This is a genomic window from Pseudomonas shirazica, assembly GCF_015168335.1.
GTDB classification, from domain to species: Bacteria; Pseudomonadota; Gammaproteobacteria; order Pseudomonadales; family Pseudomonadaceae; genus Aquipseudomonas; species Aquipseudomonas asiatica.
The window spans coordinates 458183-476928 of sequence record NZ_CP063456.1 but is presented as its reverse complement, the minus strand read 5'-3'; the positions used below and the strand labels follow the sequence as shown (position 1 = coordinate 476928).

The 18746-nt window shown below is 62.9% G+C and carries 17 protein-coding genes; 6 read left to right on the top strand and 11 right to left on the bottom strand.

Annotation, left to right across the window (positions count from 1 at the left end; all coding sequences use genetic code 11):
• From IMX18_RS02195 to IMX18_RS02185, 3 genes are all read left to right on the top strand, one after another.
• Window positions 1-1098 (top strand): DUF1513 domain-containing protein, encoded by a 1098-nt coding sequence (locus IMX18_RS02195; RefSeq protein WP_015271688.1) that lies wholly within the window; start codon window positions 1-3, stop codon window positions 1096-1098.
• 230 nt (window positions 1099-1328) lie between these two features.
• Window positions 1329-2477 (top strand): efflux RND transporter periplasmic adaptor subunit, encoded by a 1149-nt coding sequence (locus IMX18_RS02190; protein WP_015271689.1) that lies wholly within the window; start codon window positions 1329-1331, stop codon window positions 2475-2477.
• Between the two features lie 12 nt (window positions 2478-2489).
• Window positions 2490-5534 (top strand): multidrug efflux RND transporter permease subunit, encoded by a 3045-nt coding sequence (locus IMX18_RS02185; RefSeq protein ID WP_015271690.1) that lies wholly within the window; start codon window positions 2490-2492, stop codon window positions 5532-5534.
• A gap of 107 nt (window positions 5535-5641) precedes the next feature.
• Here the strand turns inward: IMX18_RS02185 and IMX18_RS02180 are convergent, their stop codons facing one another.
• The 5 genes from IMX18_RS02180 to colR all read right to left on the bottom strand — a co-directional run bounded on the left by IMX18_RS02180 (window position 5642) and on the right by colR (window position 9354).
• Window positions 5642-5875 (bottom strand): hypothetical protein, encoded by a 234-nt coding sequence (locus IMX18_RS02180; RefSeq protein ID WP_025340525.1) that lies wholly within the window; start codon window positions 5873-5875, stop codon window positions 5642-5644.
• Window positions 5872-6573: a lipopolysaccharide kinase InaA family protein gene (locus tag IMX18_RS02175; protein ID WP_013974087.1), complete on the bottom strand. Its 702-nt coding sequence runs from the start codon at window positions 6571-6573 to the stop codon at window positions 5872-5874. The genes IMX18_RS02180 and IMX18_RS02175 overlap by 4 nt, the downstream gene beginning before the upstream one ends.
• Window positions 6574-6579: 6 nt before the next feature.
• Window positions 6580-7263, bottom strand: a complete 684-nt coding sequence (locus tag IMX18_RS02170; protein WP_013974088.1) for a class I SAM-dependent methyltransferase — start codon at window positions 7261-7263, stop codon at window positions 6580-6582.
• Window positions 7264-7370: 107 nt separating this feature from the next.
• On the bottom strand, window positions 7371-8681 hold the full coding sequence (locus IMX18_RS02165; protein WP_015271692.1) for a sensor histidine kinase: 1311 nt from the start codon (window positions 8679-8681) through the stop codon (window positions 7371-7373).
• A complete protein-coding gene (colR, locus tag IMX18_RS02160) occupies window positions 8671-9354 on the bottom strand; it encodes a two-component system response regulator ColR (protein ID WP_003255215.1) in 684 nt (227 codons plus the stop codon). The genes IMX18_RS02165 and colR overlap by 11 nt, the downstream gene beginning before the upstream one ends.
• 183 nt (window positions 9355-9537) lie before the next feature.
• Here colR and IMX18_RS02155 point away from each other — a divergent pair, with 183 nt between their 5' ends.
• Entirely contained in the window at window positions 9538-10266 is a 729-nt protein-coding gene (locus IMX18_RS02155) for a phosphatase PAP2 family protein (RefSeq protein ID WP_015271693.1), read from the top strand.
• Window positions 10267-10467: 201 nt separating this feature from the next.
• Here IMX18_RS02155 and groL read toward each other — a convergent pair whose 3' ends face one another.
• From groL to IMX18_RS02130, 5 genes are all read right to left on the bottom strand, one after another.
• Window positions 10468-12108 carry a chaperonin GroEL gene (gene groL / locus IMX18_RS02150; RefSeq protein ID WP_013974091.1) on the bottom strand — a complete coding sequence of 547 codons (1641 nt, stop codon included), beginning with the start codon at window positions 12106-12108 and terminating at the stop codon, window positions 10468-10470.
• Between the two features lie 48 nt (window positions 12109-12156).
• Entirely contained in the window at window positions 12157-12450 is a 294-nt protein-coding gene (locus tag IMX18_RS02145; RefSeq protein ID WP_003260750.1) for a co-chaperone GroES, read from the bottom strand.
• A 247-nt stretch (window positions 12451-12697) separates the two neighbouring features.
• Window positions 12698-13159 carry an FxsA family protein gene (locus IMX18_RS02140; RefSeq protein WP_015271694.1) on the bottom strand — a complete coding sequence of 154 codons (462 nt, stop codon included), beginning with the start codon at window positions 13157-13159 and terminating at the stop codon, window positions 12698-12700.
• Between the two features lie 67 nt (window positions 13160-13226).
• On the bottom strand, window positions 13227-13958 hold the full coding sequence (locus IMX18_RS02135; RefSeq protein WP_015271695.1) for a HugZ family pyridoxamine 5'-phosphate oxidase: 732 nt from the start codon (window positions 13956-13958) through the stop codon (window positions 13227-13229).
• 149 nt (window positions 13959-14107) lie between these two features.
• Window positions 14108-15118 carry a DUF481 domain-containing protein gene (locus tag IMX18_RS02130; protein ID WP_043935899.1) on the bottom strand — a complete coding sequence of 337 codons (1011 nt, stop codon included), beginning with the start codon at window positions 15116-15118 and terminating at the stop codon, window positions 14108-14110.
• Between the two features lie 166 nt (window positions 15119-15284).
• Here IMX18_RS02130 and IMX18_RS02125 point away from each other — a divergent pair, with 166 nt between their 5' ends.
• Both IMX18_RS02125 and IMX18_RS02120 read left to right on the top strand, forming a co-directional pair.
• Window positions 15285-15638: an MGMT family protein gene (locus IMX18_RS02125; RefSeq protein WP_003260756.1), complete on the top strand. Its 354-nt coding sequence runs from the start codon at window positions 15285-15287 to the stop codon at window positions 15636-15638.
• Window positions 15639-15681: 43 nt separating this feature from the next.
• Window positions 15682-17229 carry an AmpG family muropeptide MFS transporter gene (locus tag IMX18_RS02120; protein WP_013974096.1) on the top strand — a complete coding sequence of 516 codons (1548 nt, stop codon included), beginning with the start codon at window positions 15682-15684 and terminating at the stop codon, window positions 17227-17229.
• A 115-nt stretch (window positions 17230-17344) separates the two neighbouring features.
• Here the strand turns inward: IMX18_RS02120 and IMX18_RS02115 are convergent, their stop codons facing one another.
• Entirely contained in the window at window positions 17345-18589 is a 1245-nt protein-coding gene (locus tag IMX18_RS02115) for an MFS transporter (protein ID WP_015271697.1), read from the bottom strand.
• Between the last annotated feature and the right edge of the window lie 157 nt (window positions 18590-18746).

Here is an 18746-nt window from a genome sequence, read left to right as displayed (position 1 = left end):
ATGCTGCGACGCCAGGCCCTCAAACTCGGTAGCGTATTGCTCAGCGCCCTCACCCTGGGCGGCTGGAGCCTGTTCCGCAACAAAGGCAGCGAGCCCCTGCTGCTGTCGGCGCGTGACGACGGCGACGGCAAGCACTATGCGGTCGCGTTCCGCCTGGACGGCACCCAGGTGTTCAGCACCCAGGTCGCCCAACGTTGCCATGCCATCATCCATCACCCGGACCTGCCGATCGCCCTGTTCGTCGCCCGCCGTCCCGGCACCGAAAGCTACCTGGTCGACCTGCGCGACGGGCGCCTGCTGCAAACCGTCACCTCGCAGCCGAACCGGCACTTCTACGGCCACGCGGTCATCCACAAAGGTGGCGAATGGCTGTATGCCACCGAGAACGACACCACCGACCCGGGGCGTGGCGTACTCGGCGTGTACCGCTTCGAAGGCGAGCGCCTGGTGCACAGCGGGGAGATTCCGACCCACGGCATCGGCCCGCACGAAGTGGCCTGGCTGCCGGACGGCGAAACGCTGATCGTGGCCAACGGCGGTATCCGCACCGAAGCCGAAAGCCGGGTGGAGATGAACCTCGACGCCATGGAACCGAGCCTGGTGCTGATGCAGCGCGACGGCACCCTGCTGAGCAAGGAAACCCTGGCCCAGCAGATGAACAGCGTGCGCCACCTGGCGGTGGGCAGCGATGGCACCATCGCCGCCTGCCAGCAGTTCATGGGCGATGCCGATGAAACCGCCGAATTGCTGGCGATCAAGCGCCCTGGCGAGCCGTTCAAGGCCTTCCCGGTACCGGAGCGGCAGTTGCAGGCCATGGCCCAGTACACCGCCAGCGTGGCTATCCACAGCGAGCTGCGGCTGGTCGCGCTGACCGCGCCACGGGCCAACCGCCTGTTTGTCTGGGACCTGGACAGCGGCGCGGTGCGACTGGATGCGCCAATGCCCGATTGCGCGGGGGTGGGCGCGGTACAGGACGGCTTTGTCGTCACCTCCGGGCAGGGCCGTTGCCGGTTCTATGATTGCCGCAAGGCCGAACTGGTCGGGCAACCGATGAACCTGCCGTCCGGTTTCTGGGACAACCACCTGCATCTCGTCTGATTTTCGGGTTGGCTGTACTGGCCCCTTCGCGGCTAAAGCCCACACAGGAATAGCGCAACCCGCTGACTGCGCGGCCCCTGCGGGAGCGGCTTTAGCCGCGAAGGGGCCGGCCCAGGCATTCCACTCCCCTTCCCCCAAAAAACAGTCAATACTTCCCCCATCCACACGTGGGCAGGATCGCCCGTTGTCGTGTCTAAGCGAATAACAACCGCATCCAAGGAACCGGACCTATGCTGCGCCGCCGCATGCTCATCATGTTGGCCGTGGTTCTGCTGATCGTGCTGGCCCTGGGGGGCTACAAAGCCTTTTCGATCTACCAGCAGATCCAGATGTTCACTGCCCCCAAGCCGCCCATCACCGTGGCGGCCGCCTTGGCCGAACAGCGCCCGTGGCAAGAGCGCCTGCCCGCCGTCGGCAGCCTCAAGGCGCTACAGGGCGTTGAACTGAGCCTGGAAGTGGAAGGCATCGTCAAGGCCCTGCATTTCGACTCAGGCCAGCAGGTCAAGGCCGGGCAACTGTTGCTGCAACTCAACGACGACCAGGAAACCGCCCTGCTCGGCACCGCCCAGGCCGACCTGGGCCTGGCCAAGGTAGATTTCGGCCGTGGCAGCCAGCTGGTCGGCGACTCGGCCATCTCCCGCGGCGAATTCGACCGCCTCACCGCCCAGTACCGGCGCAATCAGGCGGTGGTCGACCAGCTCAAGGCATCGAAGACCAAGAAGAGCATCAGCGCTCCGTTCAGCGGCACCATCGGCATTCGCCAAGTGGACGTCGGCGACTATCTGGCCGCCGGCACGGTGATCGCCACCCTGCAGGACACATCCAGCCTCTACGTCGACTTCAACGTACCGGAACAGGCCCTGCCACACCTCAGCCTGGGCCAGCAGGTGCTGGTGCAGGTGGCCGCCTACCCGGGCCAGACCTTCCCCGCCAGCCTCAGCGCCATCAACCCCAAGGTCGAGGAAACCACGCGCAACCTGCTGGTGCGCGCAACCATGGCCAACCCGGACAGCAAGCTGCTGCCGGGCATGTTCGCCAGCCTGCTGATCCTGTTACCCAACCCGCAGCCACAAGTGGTGGTGCCTGAAAGCGCCATCACCTACACCCTGTATGGCAACTCGGTGTATGTCGCAACGCCGAAAAAGGACAAGGACGGCAAGCCACTAAACGACGACAAGGGCCAGCCGCAGCTCACCGCCGAGCAGCGCGCGGTGCAGACCGGCGAGCGCCGTGACGGCGTGGTGGTGGTCAGCAAGGGCCTGCAGGCCGGGGAACAGGTGGTCACCGCCGGCCAACTGAAGCTCACCCCCGGCGCCGCGATCCGCATCGGCCAGGACAAAGCCCTCAAGCCCGCACAGGGCACGCCGGGCAAGGACTGACAGGAGGCTGGCATGGCGTTCACCGACCCGTTCATCCGCCGCCCGGTGCTGGCCAGCGTGGTGAGCCTGCTGATCCTGCTGCTGGGCTTCCAGGCCTGGAACAAGCTGCAGATCCGCCAGTATCCGCAAATGGAAAATGCCCTGATCACGGTAACCACCGCCTACCCCGGCGCCAACGCCGAGACCATCCAGGGCTATATCACCCAGCCGCTGCAGCAAAGCCTGGCCAGCGCCGAAGGCATCGACTACATGACCTCGGTGAGCAGACAGAACTTCTCGATCATTTCCATCTACGCCCGCATCGGCGCCGACAGCGACCGGTTGTTCACCGAACTGCTGGCCAAGGCCAACGAAGTGCGCAACAAGCTGCCCCAGGACTCGGAAGACCCGGTACTGAGCAAGGAAGCCGCCGATGCTTCGGCGCTTATGTACATCAGTTTCTACAGCAAAGAGATGAGCAACCCGCAAATCACCGACTACCTGTCGCGGGTGATCCAGCCCAAGCTGGCGACCCTGCCGGGCATGGCCGAAGCGGAAATCCTCGGCAACCAGGTATTCGCCATGCGCATCTGGATCGACCCGGTGAAACTGGCGGGCTATGGCCTGTCTGCCATCGACGTGACCAATGCCGTGCGCCGCTACAACTTCCTTTCCGCGGCCGGCGAGGTGAAGGGTGAATACGTGGTCACCAGCATCAACGCCAGCACCGAGCTGAAGTCGGCCGAGGCGTTCGCCGCCCTGCCGGTCAAGACCAGTGGCGACAGCCGCGTGCTGCTTGGCGATGTGGCGCGGGTCGAGATGGGGGCGGAAAACTACGATACGGTCAGCTCGTTCGACGGCACCCCATCGGTGTACATCGGCATCAAGGCCACACCAGCCGCCAACCCGCTGGACGTCATCAAGGAAGTGCGGCGCATCATGCCCGAGCTGGAAAGCCAGCTGCCCTCGGCGCTGAAGGTATCGATCGCCTATGACGCCACGCTTTTCATCCAGGCCTCCATCGACGAAGTGATCAAGACCCTCGGCGAAGCTGTACTGATCGTCATCGTGGTGGTGTTCCTGTTCCTCGGTGCCCTGCGTTCGGTGCTGATTCCGGTGGTGACCATTCCGCTGTCGATGATCGGCGTGCTGTTCTTCATGCAGATGATGGGCTATTCGCTCAATCTGCTGACCCTGCTGGCAATGGTGCTGGCCATCGGGCTGGTGGTGGACGACGCGATCGTCGTGGTGGAGAACATCCACCGTCACATGGAAGAAGGCAAGTCGCCGTTCGACGCCGCCCTCGAGGGCGCCCGCGAAATCGCCATGCCGGTGGTGTCGATGACCATCACCCTGGCGGCGGTGTATGCACCGATCGGCTTCCTCACCGGGCTGACCGGCGCATTGTTCAAGGAATTTGCCCTGACCCTGGCCGGTGCGGTGATCATATCCGGCATCGTTGCCCTGACCCTGTCACCAATGATGTGCGCGCTGCTGCTGCGTCAGGAACAGAACCCCAGCGGCCTTGCCCACCGCCTGGACGTGCTGTTCGAACGCCTGAAGGTGCGCTACCAGCGCCTGCTGCACACCACCCTCGACAGCCGGCCCGTCGTGCTGGTGTTTGCCGTGATCATTCTGTGCCTGATTCCGGTACTGCTGAAGTTCACCCAGAACGAACTGGCGCCCAACGAAGACCAGGGGGTGATCTTCATGATGAGCAGTTCACCCCAGCCGGCCAACCTTGATTACCTCAACGCCTATACCGACGAATTCACCCCGCTGTTCAAGGCTTTCCCCGAGTATTACTCGTCGTTCCAGATCAACGGTTTCAATGGCGTGCAGACCGGCATCGGCGGCTTCCTGCTCAAACCCTGGAACGAGCGCGAGCGCACGCAGATGGAGCTGCTGCCGCTGGTGCAGAGCAAGCTCGAAGAAATCAGTGGCCTGCAGATCTTCGGCTTCAACCTGCCGTCGCTGCCCGGCACCGGCGAGGGCCTGCCATTCCAGTTCGTGATCAACAGCGCTGGCGACTACCCGGCACTGCTGGATGTGGCCCAGCGCATCAAGGCCCGCGCCCAGGAATCCGGCAAGTTCGCCTTCCTCGACATCGACCTGGCCTTCGACAAGCCCGAGGTGGTGGTGGATATCGACCGGGCCAAGGCGGCGCAGATGGGGGTGTCGATGGACACCTTGGGCAGCACCCTGGCGACCTTGCTGGGCGAGGCGGAAATCAACCGCTTCACCCTCGAAGGCCGCAGCTACAAGGTGATTGCCCAGGTCGAGCGGCCTTACCGCGACAACCCCGGCTGGCTGAACAACTACTACGTGAAGAACGACCAGGGCCAGCTGCTGCCACTATCCACCCTGATCACCCTCACCGACCGCGCCCGCCCGCGCCAGCTCAACCAGTTCCAGCAGCTGAACTCGGCGATCATCCAGGGCGTGCCCATGGTCAGCCTGGGCGAGGCGCTGCAGACCGTACAGGGCCTCGCCCGCGAGGAGGCTCCGGAAGGTTTCGCCTTCGACTATGCCGGCGTGGCGCGCCAGTACGTGCAGGAAGGCAGCGCGCTGTGGGTGACCTTCGGCCTGGCATTGGCGATCATCTTCCTGGTGCTGGCGGCGCAGTTCGAAAGCTTCCGCGACCCACTGGTAATACTGGTGACGGTGCCGTTGTCGATCTGTGGCGCGCTGCTGCCACTGTTCCTTGGCGTATCGAGCATGAATATCTACACCCAGGTCGGGCTGGTGACACTGATTGGGCTGATCAGCAAGCACGGCATCCTGATTGTCGAGTTCGCCAACCAGTTACGTGAGGAGCGCGGCATGAGTGTGCGCGAGGCGATCGAGGAAGCCGCGGCGATTCGGCTGCGGCCGGTGCTGATGACTACGGCAGCGATGGTATTTGGCATGGTACCGCTGATCCTGGCGACTGGTGCGGGGGCGGTCAGCCGCTTTGACATCGGTACGGTGATTGCCACCGGGATGTCGATTGGTACGCTATTTACCCTGTTCGTGTTGCCTTGTATCTACACCCTGCTGGCGCACAAGGCGGTTGCCAGGGAAACATCGGTTGCCTGAAACGGCCTCTTCGCGGGTAAACCCGCGAAGAGGCCGGCAAGGCAGAGGCAAAAATGCCATAGGCCCCGCGATCGCGAGGCCTCTGGCATTCCCACCTACCACCGGGTTCAACCGAACGGCCGCAACCCCTGGCGCATGCCGAACAGGAACAGCAACAGGTCCTGATCCGGCGCGGCCTCGGCCTGTTGCTGCGGTTTCACATCCCGCGGCAACGCGCACTGGTCGGCCAGTTCGGCCTTGCTGAACACCGTCGGCCTCGGCTCCTCCCAGGCAGCCACCGCCACGGTGGTCACCGCCAGGCCAGCTACCAGGAACAAAGCTCGAGCTATTTCTAGTTTCATTGCCCTAACCCTTTGACAGCGCTGCCAAACGCCATCTGGTAAAAATAGAGCAGTGTTTGCCATTCCGCGTCATTCATCGACGAATGGCGGCGCAGCTGGCGCAGGTCATTGCCCGCCGCACGCTGGCAGCTGATGCGCCGACGGCATTTTTCCAGGTCCAGCAGCGCGACTTCGACCCGGGCCTGCTCGCCCTCGCCAATCACCTTGACGAACACATGCTTGCCATACAGGCAACCGTGCTGCCAGTGCCCCAGGTGCATGCGCGCCAGGTTGTCCGCCAGGTCCTTGAGCATGCGCTCATGCACCACCTGCGGGTAACGCTCGCGGGCACCTTCGGCATGCCAGGTATCGAGTTCGACGAAACCGTCGAGTGCTTCGCTCACCAATAGCGCACGCCACTGCTTGTCGGCACCACGTTCGGCGCCACAGAAGACGATGCGCGGTACACGCACCCCCAGTTGCTCGAAGCTGTTCAACGCATCGAGCTCACGCAATACGGTCGGCCGGCCGAAAGGGTGCAGCAGGCTACGGTAGATATGCCCGACCTGGCGCTTGGCATACAGCAGCTTGCCATTGCCATCGTCGAGGCGTTGCACACCGCTCTCGCCACCACGGCGCTGGTTAGGCTCCTCGACCCACTCGCCCTGCTGGCGCCAGTAAAAATCGAACCGCGACTCCCCGCTCTGGGCTACAGCCATCAAACACTACCCCTTACGCAATACATATACCCTCCACATGGCATAGAACGGCAGGAAATCGAGGCGTTCCTGGATTCTGAAGCCGGCGGCTCGGAATTCTTCTTCGACCGTATCGGCCGGTAACACAAAACGGTTCTGGTAGTTGTCCTGGTCGCCCTTCCTGGACCTGCGGCGCTGTTCCAGTTTTTTCCGGCGCCAGGCCTTGAAATTACCATCCACCCACAATGACAGGATCACACTATCACGGCTAACCCGTTGAAACTCCGAAAGAATGGTCTTTCTGTGCGCCGCTTCGCCGATGTGGTGGAACAAGCGCATGCAGAAGATGCTGTCCACCGAATTGTCCGGCAAGTCGATGGCAAATGCCGAAGTCTGCAAAGGGCGTACCCGTGCCACCACCTCTGGCGCTTGCGCGGTACAGGCTGTCTCGATCATCGCTTCTGAGTTGTCGGCGCCGATGATCACCCGGTTGGGCTTTTCTGCCAGCAACGGCCAGAAGCGGCCAGCACCGCATGGCAGGTCGAGGACCAGCCCAGGCTCACCAGCCAATGCCAAGGCACGACGCGCCAGTTGCTCATCACGCTTGTGGGAAAGGCGTCGCGCCAGGCCATCCTGGTGCTTGAGAAAGTACTCGCGGGCATGTTCTTTGTCGTACTTCTCGGAAAATTCAAGCTTGATGGGGCTACGCATTGGGCATCTCCTGACTCCATTCCGCCCACATTAGGTAAGCAAGCGTATGAATCAGGTCATGCTGGTGTGAAAAATATGTTGAGCGCCGAATGACCTGTTACCACAGATTACTCGACCAAAGCCTCCGGATCGCCCTTGGCCGCGGTATTGCTCAGGTCGACCACGAAACGGCAGCCGTGGGGCAAGGTTGATGTGAGGGTGACATGCCAACCTTGGTCATCGCAGATGCGCTGTACCAACGACAGGCCCAGGCCCAGGCCCTCACCGCGCCGCTCATCGCCGCGCACGAACGGCCGGAACATCGCCTCGCGCTGTTCCTCCGGGATACCCACGCCACTGTCCTCCACGCTGAAGCCGTTGGCTTCCAGGCTCAGGCGGATGTAGCCGCTGTCGGTGTAGTGCGCGGCATTACGCAGCAGGTTGCCCATTACCGACTGCAGGAAGGTGGCGTTGTACAGTACCGGGCTGGCACTGACGCGGCCATCGTAATACAAGGCCAGGCCCTTCTGCTCGATGGTGTCGCGCCAAACCCCGACCAGTTCGTCAGCCACCTCCCGCAGGGTGGCCCGCGATGCCACCGCACCCTCGTCGCGCTGTGCCCGGGCCAGCATCAGGAAGGTCTTGACCAGCTCGCGCATTTCTTCCGTGGCCCGCGCCACACGCTCCACCTGGCTGCGCGAGCGGGCGTCCAGCGTCGGGTTTTCCATCAGCAGCTCACACGAGGTGGCCAGCACCATCAAGGGTGTGCGCAATTCATGGCTGACGTCGCTGGTGAACAACCGTTCGCGGGTCAGGGCATCGCGCAGGCGGCCCAGGGTATCGTCGAAGGCTACCGCCAGCTGGCCGACTTCGTCCGCGGCATAGTCCGGTGCCAGCGGCGGGGCCAGCCCCAGCAACTGGTCACGGTGGCGTACCTGGCGCGCCAGGCGGATCACCGGCGCCATCACCCGGCGCGCCACCAGCCAGCCGAGGATCACCGCCAGTACCAGGCTGAGCACGAAGCCCACCACCACCACAGCGAACAGCAAGCGCTCGCGCTCTTCGAAGTCGCTCTGGTCCTGCAACAGCACATAGCGACGGCCATCAACGATCTCGACCATGGCGTGGTACGACAGTTGATCGCGGAATACCTCGTGGAAGCCGCGGTCAAGGTGGCGCAGGTCCTTGGGAAGTTCGAAGTCGTCGCGCCCGCCGCTGAAATAGAACAGTTGGTCGGGGCGGGGGCGGTGGCTCCAGTCGCTGACGCTGTCCATGCGCAGCAAGCGCTGCAAGTCACCGCCCAGCACCGAGGAAATCAGCCGCTCTTCGACCAGGTGCACGGTGCCGACGATGCCAAAGGCGAAGGCCCCGGCCACCAGCGCGCTCATCAGGGCAAAGGCGATGATGATGCGCTGGGCAAGGCTTTGCTTAAACTCCATCACGGCCCTCGGCGAGGCGATAGCCGACGCCATGGACGGTATGCAGCAGCGGTTTTTCAAACGGCTTGTCGATCACCTGGCGCAGCTGGTGCACGTGGCTGCGCAGGCTGTCGCTGTCAGGGCAATCATCTCCCCACAGGGCTTCTTCCAGCACTTCGCGACGCAATACGTGCGGGCTTTTCTGCATCAGCACCGCCAACAGCTTGAGGCCGACCGGGTTGAGCTTGAGCAAGCGGCCCTGGCGGGTGACCTCGAGGGTGTCCAGGTCATAACTGAGGTCGGCCACCTGCAAGGTGCGGCGCCCACCGCCCTGGGCCCGGCGCAGCACCGCTTCGATGCGGGCGGCCAGCTCCGACAGGGCGAAGGGCTTGAGCAGGTAGTCGTCGGCACCGGAGCGGAAGCCTTGCAGGCGGTCGTCCAATTGGTCGCGGGCGGTGAGCATGATCACCGGCGTGTCGCGGCGGGCGTCTTCGCGCAGGCGCTTGCACAGGGTGTAGCCGTCGATGCCCGGCAACATGATGTCGAGCACGATCAGGTCGTAGTGCTCGGTGGCAGCCAGGTGCAGGCCGGACAGGCCATCCTGGGCACAGTCGACGGTATAGCCTTTCATGCCCAGGTAATCGGCCAGGTTGGCCAGGATATCGCGGTTGTCTTCAACCAAAAGAATGCGCATCGGTTTCTCCTGTGCGGCGCTTCTCGCTGTGGTGCGCGGCAGGCGCAGCTTAAGGCCTATGCCTGCAGGGTGCCAGCCCCAGGGAAAATTCAGCGCACTTGACGGTTTTTTCACTGATCCTTCACGGACACAGGATAGCGGGCGGCCGACAATGCCCGATCTTTTTCGCGCCCTGGAGCCGCCATGCAGCAACCAAATCGCCCCCGCCCGATCAATTTCTGGCTTTATCTGGGGCTACCCCTGGCGACCGCAATCGGCCTGATTCTGCTGGAACTGACCTCGGTCGACATGGACATTGCCAACCTGTTCTTCGACCCTGCTGCCGGGCAGTTCATCGGCCGCCACAGCTATTTGCTGGAGAACATCCTGCATGACAGGGTCAAGCAGGGGGTGATCCTGCTGGGAGTGATGTCGCTGGTGACCTTTGCTGCCAGCTTCTTCTGGAAGCGCCTGTTCGGCTGGCGCCGTGAGCTGGGCTGCCTGGTGCTGGCACTGGGCCTGTCCACGGCGTTTGTCACACCGTTGAAGAAAGTGACCCAGGTGCAATGCCCGTGGAGCCTGACTCAGTTTGGCGGGAAGGAAACCTACAGCAAGCTGCTGGAGCCGCGGCCGGCAACCGACAAGCCCGGGCTGTGCTGGCCGGGCGGGCATGCCGCCACCGGGTTCTGCCTGTTCGGGCTGTTTTTCATGTTGCGTGATCGCAAGCCAAGGCTGGCGCGAGTGGCGTTGACGGTGGCCTTCGTCGCCGGGTCGGTGCTGTCGCTGGGGCGGATGATGCAGGGAGCGCATTTCCTGTCGCACAACGTGTGGACGGCGGTGTTCTGCTGGTTGATCGGCTTGGGGTCGTATTACCTGGTTCTGTATCGGCGGGGAATGGCTGAGGTGCCTGCTGCCGAGCGTAGCGTTGCCTGACCCAGGGGCCGCTTTGCGGCCCTTTCGCCGGCAAGCCAGCTCCCACAGGTACAGCGCAAGTCCCAGTGTTGGCGCAATCCTGTAGGAGCGGCCTTGTGTCGCGATGGGCTGCAAAGCAGCCCCAATGGCCCTCACAGGAAAACAAAAAAGCCCCGGTTCTCGCGAACCGGGGCTTTTCATGGTGCAGGGGGTAAGGCTGGCTTACATCATGCCGCCCATGCCACCCATGCCGCCCATGTCAGGCATGCCAGCAGCTGGCTTGTCTTCTGGCAGGTCAGCGACCATGGCTTCGGTGGTGATCATCAGACCGCCGATCGAAGCAGCAGCTTGCAGCGCCGAGCGGGTGACTTTGGCTGGGTCCAGGATACCCATCTCGATCATGTCGCCGTATTCGCCGGTAGCAGCGTTGTAACCGAAGTTACCCGAACCTTGCTTGACCTTGTCAGCGACAACGCTTGGCTCGTCGCCGGCGTTGGCAGTGATCTGGCGCAGCGGCGCTTCAACAGCGCGACGCAGCAGGGCGATACCGACGTTCTGGTCTTCGTTGTCGCCTTTGAGGTTGGCAATGGCAGCCAGGGAGCGAACCAGGGCTACACCACCGCCAGGTACCACGCCTTCTTCAACGGCTGCACGGGTTGCGTGCAGGGCGTCTTCAACGCGGGCTTTCTTCTCTTTCATTTCAACTTCGGTGCCGGCACCGACCTTGATCACGGCAACACCGCCAGCCAGTTTGGCCAGACGCTCTTGCAGCTTCTCACGGTCGTAGTCCGAGGAAGTCTCTTCGATCTGGGCACGGATCTGCTTGACGCGTGCTTCGATCTCGGTGTCGGCGCCAGCGCCGTCGATGATGGTGGTGTTTTCCTTGGACAGGATGACGCGCTTGGCGTTACCCAGGTGCTCCAGGGTAGCAGTTTCCAGCGACAGGCCGATTTCTTCGGAGATGACCTGGCCGCCAGTCAGGACGGCGATGTCCTGCAGCATGGCCTTGCGGCGGTCGCCGAAGCCCGGAGCCTTGACCGCAGCAACCTTGACGATGCCGCGCATGTTGTTGACTACCAGGGTAGCCAGGGCTTCACCTTCAACGTCTTCGGCAACGATCAGCAGTGGGCGGCCGGCCTTGGCAACGGCTTCCAGAACTGGCAGCAGCTCACGGATGTTGGAGATCTTCTTGTCGACCAGCAGCAGCAGCGGGCCTTCCAGCTCGGCAACCATGGTGTCCGGCTTGTTGACGAAGTACGGGGACAGGTAGCCGCGGTCGAACTGCATGCCTTCAACGACCGACAGTTCGTTTTCCAGGCCCGAGCCTTCTTCAACGGTGATCACGCCTTCTTTACCGACTTTTTCCATGGCTTCGGCGATGATTTCACCGATGGAGTTGTCGGAGTTGGCGGAGATGGTACCTACCTGGGCGATGGCCTTGGAGTCGGCGCATGGCTTGGACAGGTTCTTCAGCTCGGCGACGACGGCAGCGGTGGCCTTGTCGATGCCGCGCTTCAGGTCCATCGGGTTCATGCCGGCAGCGACGGCTTTCAGGCCTTCGTTGACGATGGCCTGAGCCAGGACGGTAGCGGTGGTGGTGCCGTCACCGGCAGCGTCGTTGGCCTTGGAAGCAACTTCCTTGACCAGTTGGGCGCCCATGTTCTCGAAGGCGTCTTTCAGCTCGATTTCCTTGGCGACGGAAACGCCGTCCTTGGTGATGGTCGGAGCGCCGAAGCTCTTGGCCAGCACCACGTTACGGCCTTTCGGGCCCAGGGTCGCTTTTACCGCGTCAGCCAGAACGTTGACACCAACCAGCATTTTCTTACGAGCGGAATCGCCGAATTTTACGTCTTTAGCAGCCATGATCGTTTAATCCTTGGAATTCTTTGGAGTAACGGGAAGTCGGGGAAATCAGCCTTCGATAACGGCGAGGATTTCGTTCTCGGCCATGACCAGCAGGTCTTCGCCATCGACTTTCACGGTGTTGCTGCCCGAGTAAGGGCCGAAAACCACTTTGTCACCCACTTTCACGGCCAGTGCGCGAACTTCGCCGTTGTCCAGGATGCGACCGGTGCCGACGGCGACGACTTCGCCGCGGTTTGGTTTTTCAGCGGCCGAACCCGGCAGGACGATACCGCCAGCGGTTTTCGATTCTTCTTCGCTGCGACGGATAACGACGCGGTCATGCAGAGGACGAAGCTTCATTGTCGATCTCTCCCAAATTGTGGTTTTCATCGGCCGGTGTCGACACCGGCGGGTTGTTGCTGTCCGGCGTTGCCGGGGTGGCCCGCAATGGGCGAACCACCTGAGTTATGCCTGGTGTTGCCACCAGAAACCTTGCGGTGACCACTACATGAGGCCGCCATATTCAATTACAAGGCTTGCTTCAGAAAATTTTTCATTAGCGCCTTGGCCCCGCAAAAAGCTGGGGCCGCAAAGCGGCCCCCGGTTATTACTTGTCGCGGCGCTCGTACTCGCCTTCGATCACATTCGGCCTATGCCCGCCATCACTCGGCCGGGCCTGGAACGGGTCGTCCTGGAAGGCGCGCTGTCGCATGGCCTGGGCCTCGGCACGCTCGCGCATCTTGCGCGCGGCCAGGTGACGGGTGAATGGCAGCAGGCAGAGCAAGCCCAGCACGTCGCTGATGAAACCTGGCAGCAACAGCAGGCCACCACCAACGGCCAGCATCATGCCCTGAAACATGTCCTCGGCGGGCAGTTCGCCACGCTGCAGGCTTTCACGGGCGCGCAGTGCGGTTGCCAGCCCGGCCACGCGCATCACCAGCACACCCAGGGCGGAGCCGGCGATGATCAGCAGCAGTGCTGGGAAGAAACCGATGGCGGCACTGACCTTCACGAAGACGAACAGCTCCAGCACGGGAAACAGGAGAAACAGCAGTAGAAAAGCACGCATCAAAGCATTCCTCGTCGGAAGAGAACCTTCCTGTAAGACCAACAGATGGATGCGTGCGCTCGGGTTTTCAACCCTCGACTTCCGTCGCAACCGGCCACTGGTCGGCGCGAGCCAGCAAAACCAGGGCTTCGCGGACTTGTGTCGGCGTGTTGCAAGTACTTGGGAAGGGCAACCAGTGCACCGCCTGGCCGATACGCAGGTGCATGCCTTCGCTGTCTACCCCGACCATCTGCGCTGGCGCATGGCTTGGCAGCTCGGTCAGTTGCACATAGTGGGCGATGGCGTTGGCGTGGTCGCTGTTCATATGCTCGACCATGCTTGCCTCGGCTTTACCGGCGAACGGGTTGGCCAGAGTTACCTGGTCAAGCCAGTGGATCGCGCCGAAGCCGCCGATGTAGCGGTGGCGCACCGGCTGCAGCACCCAGAAGTCGAAGTCGTGGGCCTTGTGGTAGTTGGCCGCGTCCGGGAAATAGCGGTAGTAACGCTCTGCGGCAGCCTCGATGGCGGCCTCCTCCACCAGCTTGTGCGCCTCGGCCATCACCGTCAGGCGCCCCACGGCCTGCACGTCCTCGGCTTCGCGCTCACCTACCAGCAGCGAGCACTTGGGATCCTTCTGCAGGTTGTGCGTGTGCTGGGCGATGCGGCTGATGAGGATCAACGGGTTGCCCTGGGCGTCCAGGCAGTACGGCACGACCGAGCCGAAGGGGTAGCCGGGCATCGACTTGGAATGGGTCGAGAGCACGCCGCGGTATTCCTTGAGCAGCAGCTCCCGGGCGGGACGGATGGCATTGGTACTCACTTGGGGGCGGCTCCTGATATCGGGCTGGATGGGACAAGATAAGCATTATCAGATCCAGTGCCAATGGGGCTGCTTTGCAGCCCATCGCGACACAAGGCCGCTCCTACAAGGGATCGCGTACATCCTGTGTCGCGATGGGCCGCAAAGATTTACCAGGTAACGCCGAAGCCTGCGGTATAGCGGGTCTTGTCCAGGTCACTCTCACGGGTACCGGTGATGATGTCCTTCTCCGCCTTGAGGTTGAGCGAGGCCCATTCAGTGACCTTGTAGCGCAGGCCAACCTCGGCATCCAGCGCATAGTCGGCCACGCCACCCAGCGGCTTGGCGAACTCGCCGTTGGTGAACAGCTGCACGTTCTTGCCAATCAGGTAGCGGGTGTAGTCCCACTTCACCGCCGCAGAATAGAAGTTGTCCTTGGCGCCATCCTGGTATTCAAAGTCGGTGCGGTTGATCAGCGACCCCAGCGAAAACGCGCCCAGTTCGTTGTCCCAGAACTGGTAACCCGGGCCGGTACCCACGGTGCGCTGGCGAGCAAGGTCTTCGATGCGGTCGCGCTTGTACTCCATGCGCCCTTGCCAGAACCACTTCTCGGTGAGGAAGCGGTCCAGGGCATACTCGGCACTCCAGTTGTCTGTGGTGGTGACGTCGTCCTTGGTCTCGCGGTTGTATTCGCCTTCGGCATTGTGCCGCCAGCGGCCATGGCGGGCGCTGGTCTTGAAGCCGACGTCGTAGTCGTCGGTGTCGTTCTCGGCGCGCTTGTAGTCCAGCGCCACGTCGACGTTGCCCTTCCACACGAAATCCTCGACCAGGGGCTTGGGCTTCATGATCTGCTCAATGCTGGCCAGCTCCACGGTCTTTGGCGCCTCGCCATTGGCCAAGGTCACCTTGCCGGGCTCGGCGGCCTTCAGCGCCTTGGCGCGCTCACCGCTGTAGGCGTCCTGCTTGACCAGCATCTCCTGGTCGCTCTCCAGGGTCTGGACCTCTTTCCAGTCCAGGGCGATGGAACCGCCATAGGGGGTTTCCAGCAGCAGCTTGCCGCCGTCGAAGACTTTGATCTTGCCGCTGAGACGGTCACCGTTCTTCATCCATACGGTGTCGGCGAACACCGGGGAGGCGCATAGGGAAGCAGCAAGCAGGCACAACAAGGATCTAGAATACATAAGCGGGCTATGATTTTCGGACTACAGGTTCGATTTGGCGAAAAAAGCCGGGCATTATCCGGATAACGACGACCAGAGCAAGAAAAGACCGGGAGCATGCCGTTGAGTTCAACTCTCATTTGCCAGACCGCCGGTCCGGTTTCATCTGCAGCCCAGAGGGGGCCTGATGTCTGACGGATATGAGCACGCCCTCGACTCCGCCGAGGGCCGACGGACGGTGCTGTATTCGGTACTTGGCCAAGTTCCGGCCGGCAAGGTGGTCAGCTATGGCCAACTGGCCGAACTGGCAGGGCTTGGGCGGGCGGCACGCTGGGTCGGACGTACCCTCGGGCAACTGCCCGCGGACACTCGCCTGCCCTGGCACCGGGTGCTCGGCGCAGGCGGCCGCCTGAGCCTGGCACTGGGTACCCCGTCTGGGGATGAACAACGGGCGCGCCTGCGTGCGGAGGGTGTAAATGTAACCAACAATCGTGTGGATATGACGCGCCATGGCTGGCGCCCGATGGAGCACAGCGGTTAGAGTGCGCGCTTTGTTTTCGCAAACTTGAGGCAGATGTTGGCCCATGCCCCGTAAAACCTGGCGCGCTGCGCTTGCTGCCTATGCCAGCCCGTCAACCTTGGTACTTTTGCTGCTCGGCTTCGCCGCCGGTCTGCCCTATATGCTGGTGTTCTCCACCCTTTCGGTGTGGTTGCGCGAAGCTGGCGTGGCCCGCGAGACCATTGGTTACGCCAGCCTGATCGGCCTGGCGTACGCCTTCAAGTGGGTGTGGTCGCCACTGCTCGACCAATGGCGCCTGCCGCTGCTCGGCAGCCTGGGGCGCCGGCGTTCGTGGTTGCTGCTGTCGCAAGCGCTGGTGGTGATCGGGCTGGTCGGCATGAGCCTGTGCGACCCGCAGCAGCATCTGTCTTGGCTGATCGCCCTGGCGGTGTTGGTGGCCTTCGCTTCGGCCACCCAGGACATCGCGGTCGATGCCTACCGCCTGGAAATCGCCGACGACCAGCGCCAGGCTGCACTCGCCGCCAGCTATATGGCCGGCTACCGCGTGGCGGCCCTGCTGGCCACGGCTGGTGCCCTGTTCTTCGCCGAGTGGTTCGGCTCCACTGGCTTCAGCTACCTGCACAAGGCCTGGGCCGGCACCTACGTCATGTTCGCGGTGATGATGCTGCCCGCCGTGTTCACCACCCTGATCATGCGCGAACCGCCCGTACCCATGCGTACCCAGCTGTCGGCAGCGCGCTATGGGCTGGTGCACCAGCTGGCCTCGGTGTTCGTGCTGATAATCTTGCTGGTATCGGTACCGGCCAGCTTCACCCAGATGTTCAATACCGGCTGGTCCAGCGTCATCTCCGGTGATGCAACGCCACTGGACCTGCTGCTGGAAGACCGCGCCTTCCTGCGCCTGATCCTCTATGTGCTGCTGACATGGGCGTGCCTGTCGAGCCTGGGCCGTCGCGGCCTCGCGCCGGTCCTGACCCCGGTCAACGACTTCATCGCCCGCTACCGCTGGCAGGCCCTGCTGTTGCTCGGCCTGATCGCCACCTATCGCATGTCGGACACGGTAATGGGCGTGATGGCCAACGTGTTCTACATCGACATGGGCTTCACCAAGGACCAGATCGCCAGCGTCAGCAAGATCTTCGGCCTGATCATGACCCTGGTCGGCGCCGGTGTTGGCGGCCTGCTGATCGTGCGCTTCGGCATCATGCCGATCCTGTTCATCGGCGGTGCGGCCTCCGCGGGCACCAACATCCTGTTCCTGATGCTGGCCGACATGGGCCCGAACTTGCAAATGCTGGTGGTGACCATCTCGCTGGACAACTTCAGCTCCGGCCTGGCCACCTCGGCCTTCGTTGCCTACCTGTCGAGCCTGACCAACCTGAAGTTCTCGGCTACCCAGTACGCGTTGCTCAGCTCGATCATGCTGCTGTTGCCAAGGCTGATCGGGGGTTATTCGGGGGTCATGGTGGAGAAATTCGGTTACCACGACTTCTTCCTGATCACTGCCCTCCTTGGCGTGCCGACCCTGATCCTGATTGCCCTGCAGTGGCGCCAGGAGGCCGGGCCGGGCAAACCGGTTGCAGAGGAAGGTTCGGCGGCCGAGCGGCCCTGACAGTTTTGTATTGCCTGTACCGGCCTCTTCGCAGCACAAGGCTGCTCCTACAGATACACCACAGCTCTGTAGGAGCAGCCTTGTGCTGCGAAGAGGCCGGTACAGGCAATAAAGTTTACTGAGCAACAGCCCCCTCACCAGGCCTTCCACCCACCACAAACCACAGCGGCCACAGCGCCAAGGCCCCCGCCACACCCGCCGCCAGGGCAAAGTGCAGCAAGCTGGTCCCGGCCCCAATCATCGCCAGCAGCGCCCCACCCAACCCCAGCAAGGCAATGGTGATCATCCCCAGCATGGCCGAGACCAGGCCCTTGCTCTGCTCGCTGGCGAACAGCGTCATGCGATACAGCACCGCGTTGGCCACGCCCAACCCCAGCGCGTACAGCGACATGCCCGCCACCACGCTGGTCACACTCGGCCAGTACCATGTCGCCAGTCCCATCAGGCACAGGCCGGCCAGGTATGGCCACAATGCACCACGCACCAGCGCCGCCAACGGATAGCGATCGGCAATGCGGTTGATGATCAGGTTGCCCAGGATCAGCCCGCCAAACACCGGCAACTGCCACAAGGCGTACTCCATGGTGCTCAGCCCCTCGTCGTGGATCAGCAGCACCGGCGACAGGCCGATCCAGCCAATCAGCGGCAGACCGACCAGGCCCAGGGCCGCGCTGCCAGCGACAAAGCGGCGGTTGCCCAGCAACTGGCCGTAGCCGGCCAGCAGTGGCAGCAGGTGGATCGGCGTGAATGCCAGGCGCGAGCCGTCACGGCGCTCCACGCCCAAGGTCTCCGGCATCAGCCGGTACAGCAGCAGCCAGGCCACAACCGCGCCAATGGCGAAGGCCACGAACAGCCAACGCCAGTCCAGCCACTGCAACAGCAAGGTGCCCACCAACGGCCCGAGCAAAGGCGAGAGCAAGGCGATATTGGCCAGCAGGGCCATCATGCGCACGGCGTCGGCTTCGCTGAAGGCTTCGTTCAGGGCCGGGTAGCTGACCGTGACCACAAACCCCAGGCCGATGCCTTGCAGCAGGCGCAGCAAGTTGAACAGGCCGATGTCGTGGACCCAGAAGGTGGCCAGGCAGGCCAGGCCGAAGAACGCGCAGCCGATCAGCAGCAACGGGCGCCGGCCATAGCGGTCGGCCAACGGGCCGATCAGCCATTGCAGCACCACGCCCCCCAGCAGGTACAGGTTGAGGGCGTGGGGAATGTATTCGGGGCTGGCATCCAGGTCGCCGACCACCACCGGCATGGCCGGCATGACGGCATCGCTGGCCAGGTAGGTGAGCAGCTCGAACAGGGCCAGGGTCAGGCCGAACAGCAAGGCACGCAGGGGGGTGATGTACAGCAGTGGTTTCATGATGGCGTATCGGGTGTGGCAGGTGGGGTCAGGCTATATGCCAGAAATGGCGGGGTATTGCTGTGAACAAGTGTAAAAAGTCGGGGCCGCTTCGCGCCCCATCGCCGGCAAGCCAGCTCCCACAGGGACACAGGCCTGAAGACTGTGATAACCCTGT

Coding starts and splice junctions, on each gene's coding strand:
- IMX18_RS02115 (WP_015271697.1), bottom strand. CDS start 18,589: ATGAAACCACTGCTGTACATCACCCCCCTGCGTGCCTTGCTGTTCGGC.
- IMX18_RS02175 (WP_013974087.1), bottom strand. CDS start 6,573: ATGGCTGTAGCCCAGAGCGGGGAGTCGCGGTTCGATTTTTACTGGCGC.
- IMX18_RS02190 (WP_015271689.1), top strand. CDS start 1,329: ATGCTGCGCCGCCGCATGCTCATCATGTTGGCCGTGGTTCTGCTGATC.
- IMX18_RS02155 (WP_015271693.1), top strand. CDS start 9,538: ATGCAGCAACCAAATCGCCCCCGCCCGATCAATTTCTGGCTTTATCTG.
- IMX18_RS02195 (WP_015271688.1), top strand. CDS start 1: ATGCTGCGACGCCAGGCCCTCAAACTCGGTAGCGTATTGCTCAGCGCC.
- IMX18_RS02125 (WP_003260756.1), top strand. CDS start 15,285: ATGTCTGACGGATATGAGCACGCCCTCGACTCCGCCGAGGGCCGACGG.
- IMX18_RS02140 (WP_015271694.1), bottom strand. CDS start 13,159: ATGCGTGCTTTTCTACTGCTGTTTCTCCTGTTTCCCGTGCTGGAGCTG.
- IMX18_RS02180 (WP_025340525.1), bottom strand. CDS start 5,875: ATGAAACTAGAAATAGCTCGAGCTTTGTTCCTGGTAGCTGGCCTGGCG.
- groL (WP_013974091.1), bottom strand. CDS start 12,108: ATGGCTGCTAAAGACGTAAAATTCGGCGATTCCGCTCGTAAGAAAATG.
- IMX18_RS02170 (WP_013974088.1), bottom strand. CDS start 7,263: ATGCGTAGCCCCATCAAGCTTGAATTTTCCGAGAAGTACGACAAAGAA.
- IMX18_RS02145 (WP_003260750.1), bottom strand. CDS start 12,450: ATGAAGCTTCGTCCTCTGCATGACCGCGTCGTTATCCGTCGCAGCGAA.
- IMX18_RS02185 (WP_015271690.1), top strand. CDS start 2,490: ATGGCGTTCACCGACCCGTTCATCCGCCGCCCGGTGCTGGCCAGCGTG.
- IMX18_RS02165 (WP_015271692.1), bottom strand. CDS start 8,681: ATGGAGTTTAAGCAAAGCCTTGCCCAGCGCATCATCATCGCCTTTGCC.
- colR (WP_003255215.1), bottom strand. CDS start 9,354: ATGCGCATTCTTTTGGTTGAAGACAACCGCGATATCCTGGCCAACCTG.
- IMX18_RS02130 (WP_043935899.1), bottom strand. CDS start 15,118: ATGTATTCTAGATCCTTGTTGTGCCTGCTTGCTGCTTCCCTATGCGCC.
- IMX18_RS02120 (WP_013974096.1), top strand. CDS start 15,682: ATGCCCCGTAAAACCTGGCGCGCTGCGCTTGCTGCCTATGCCAGCCCG.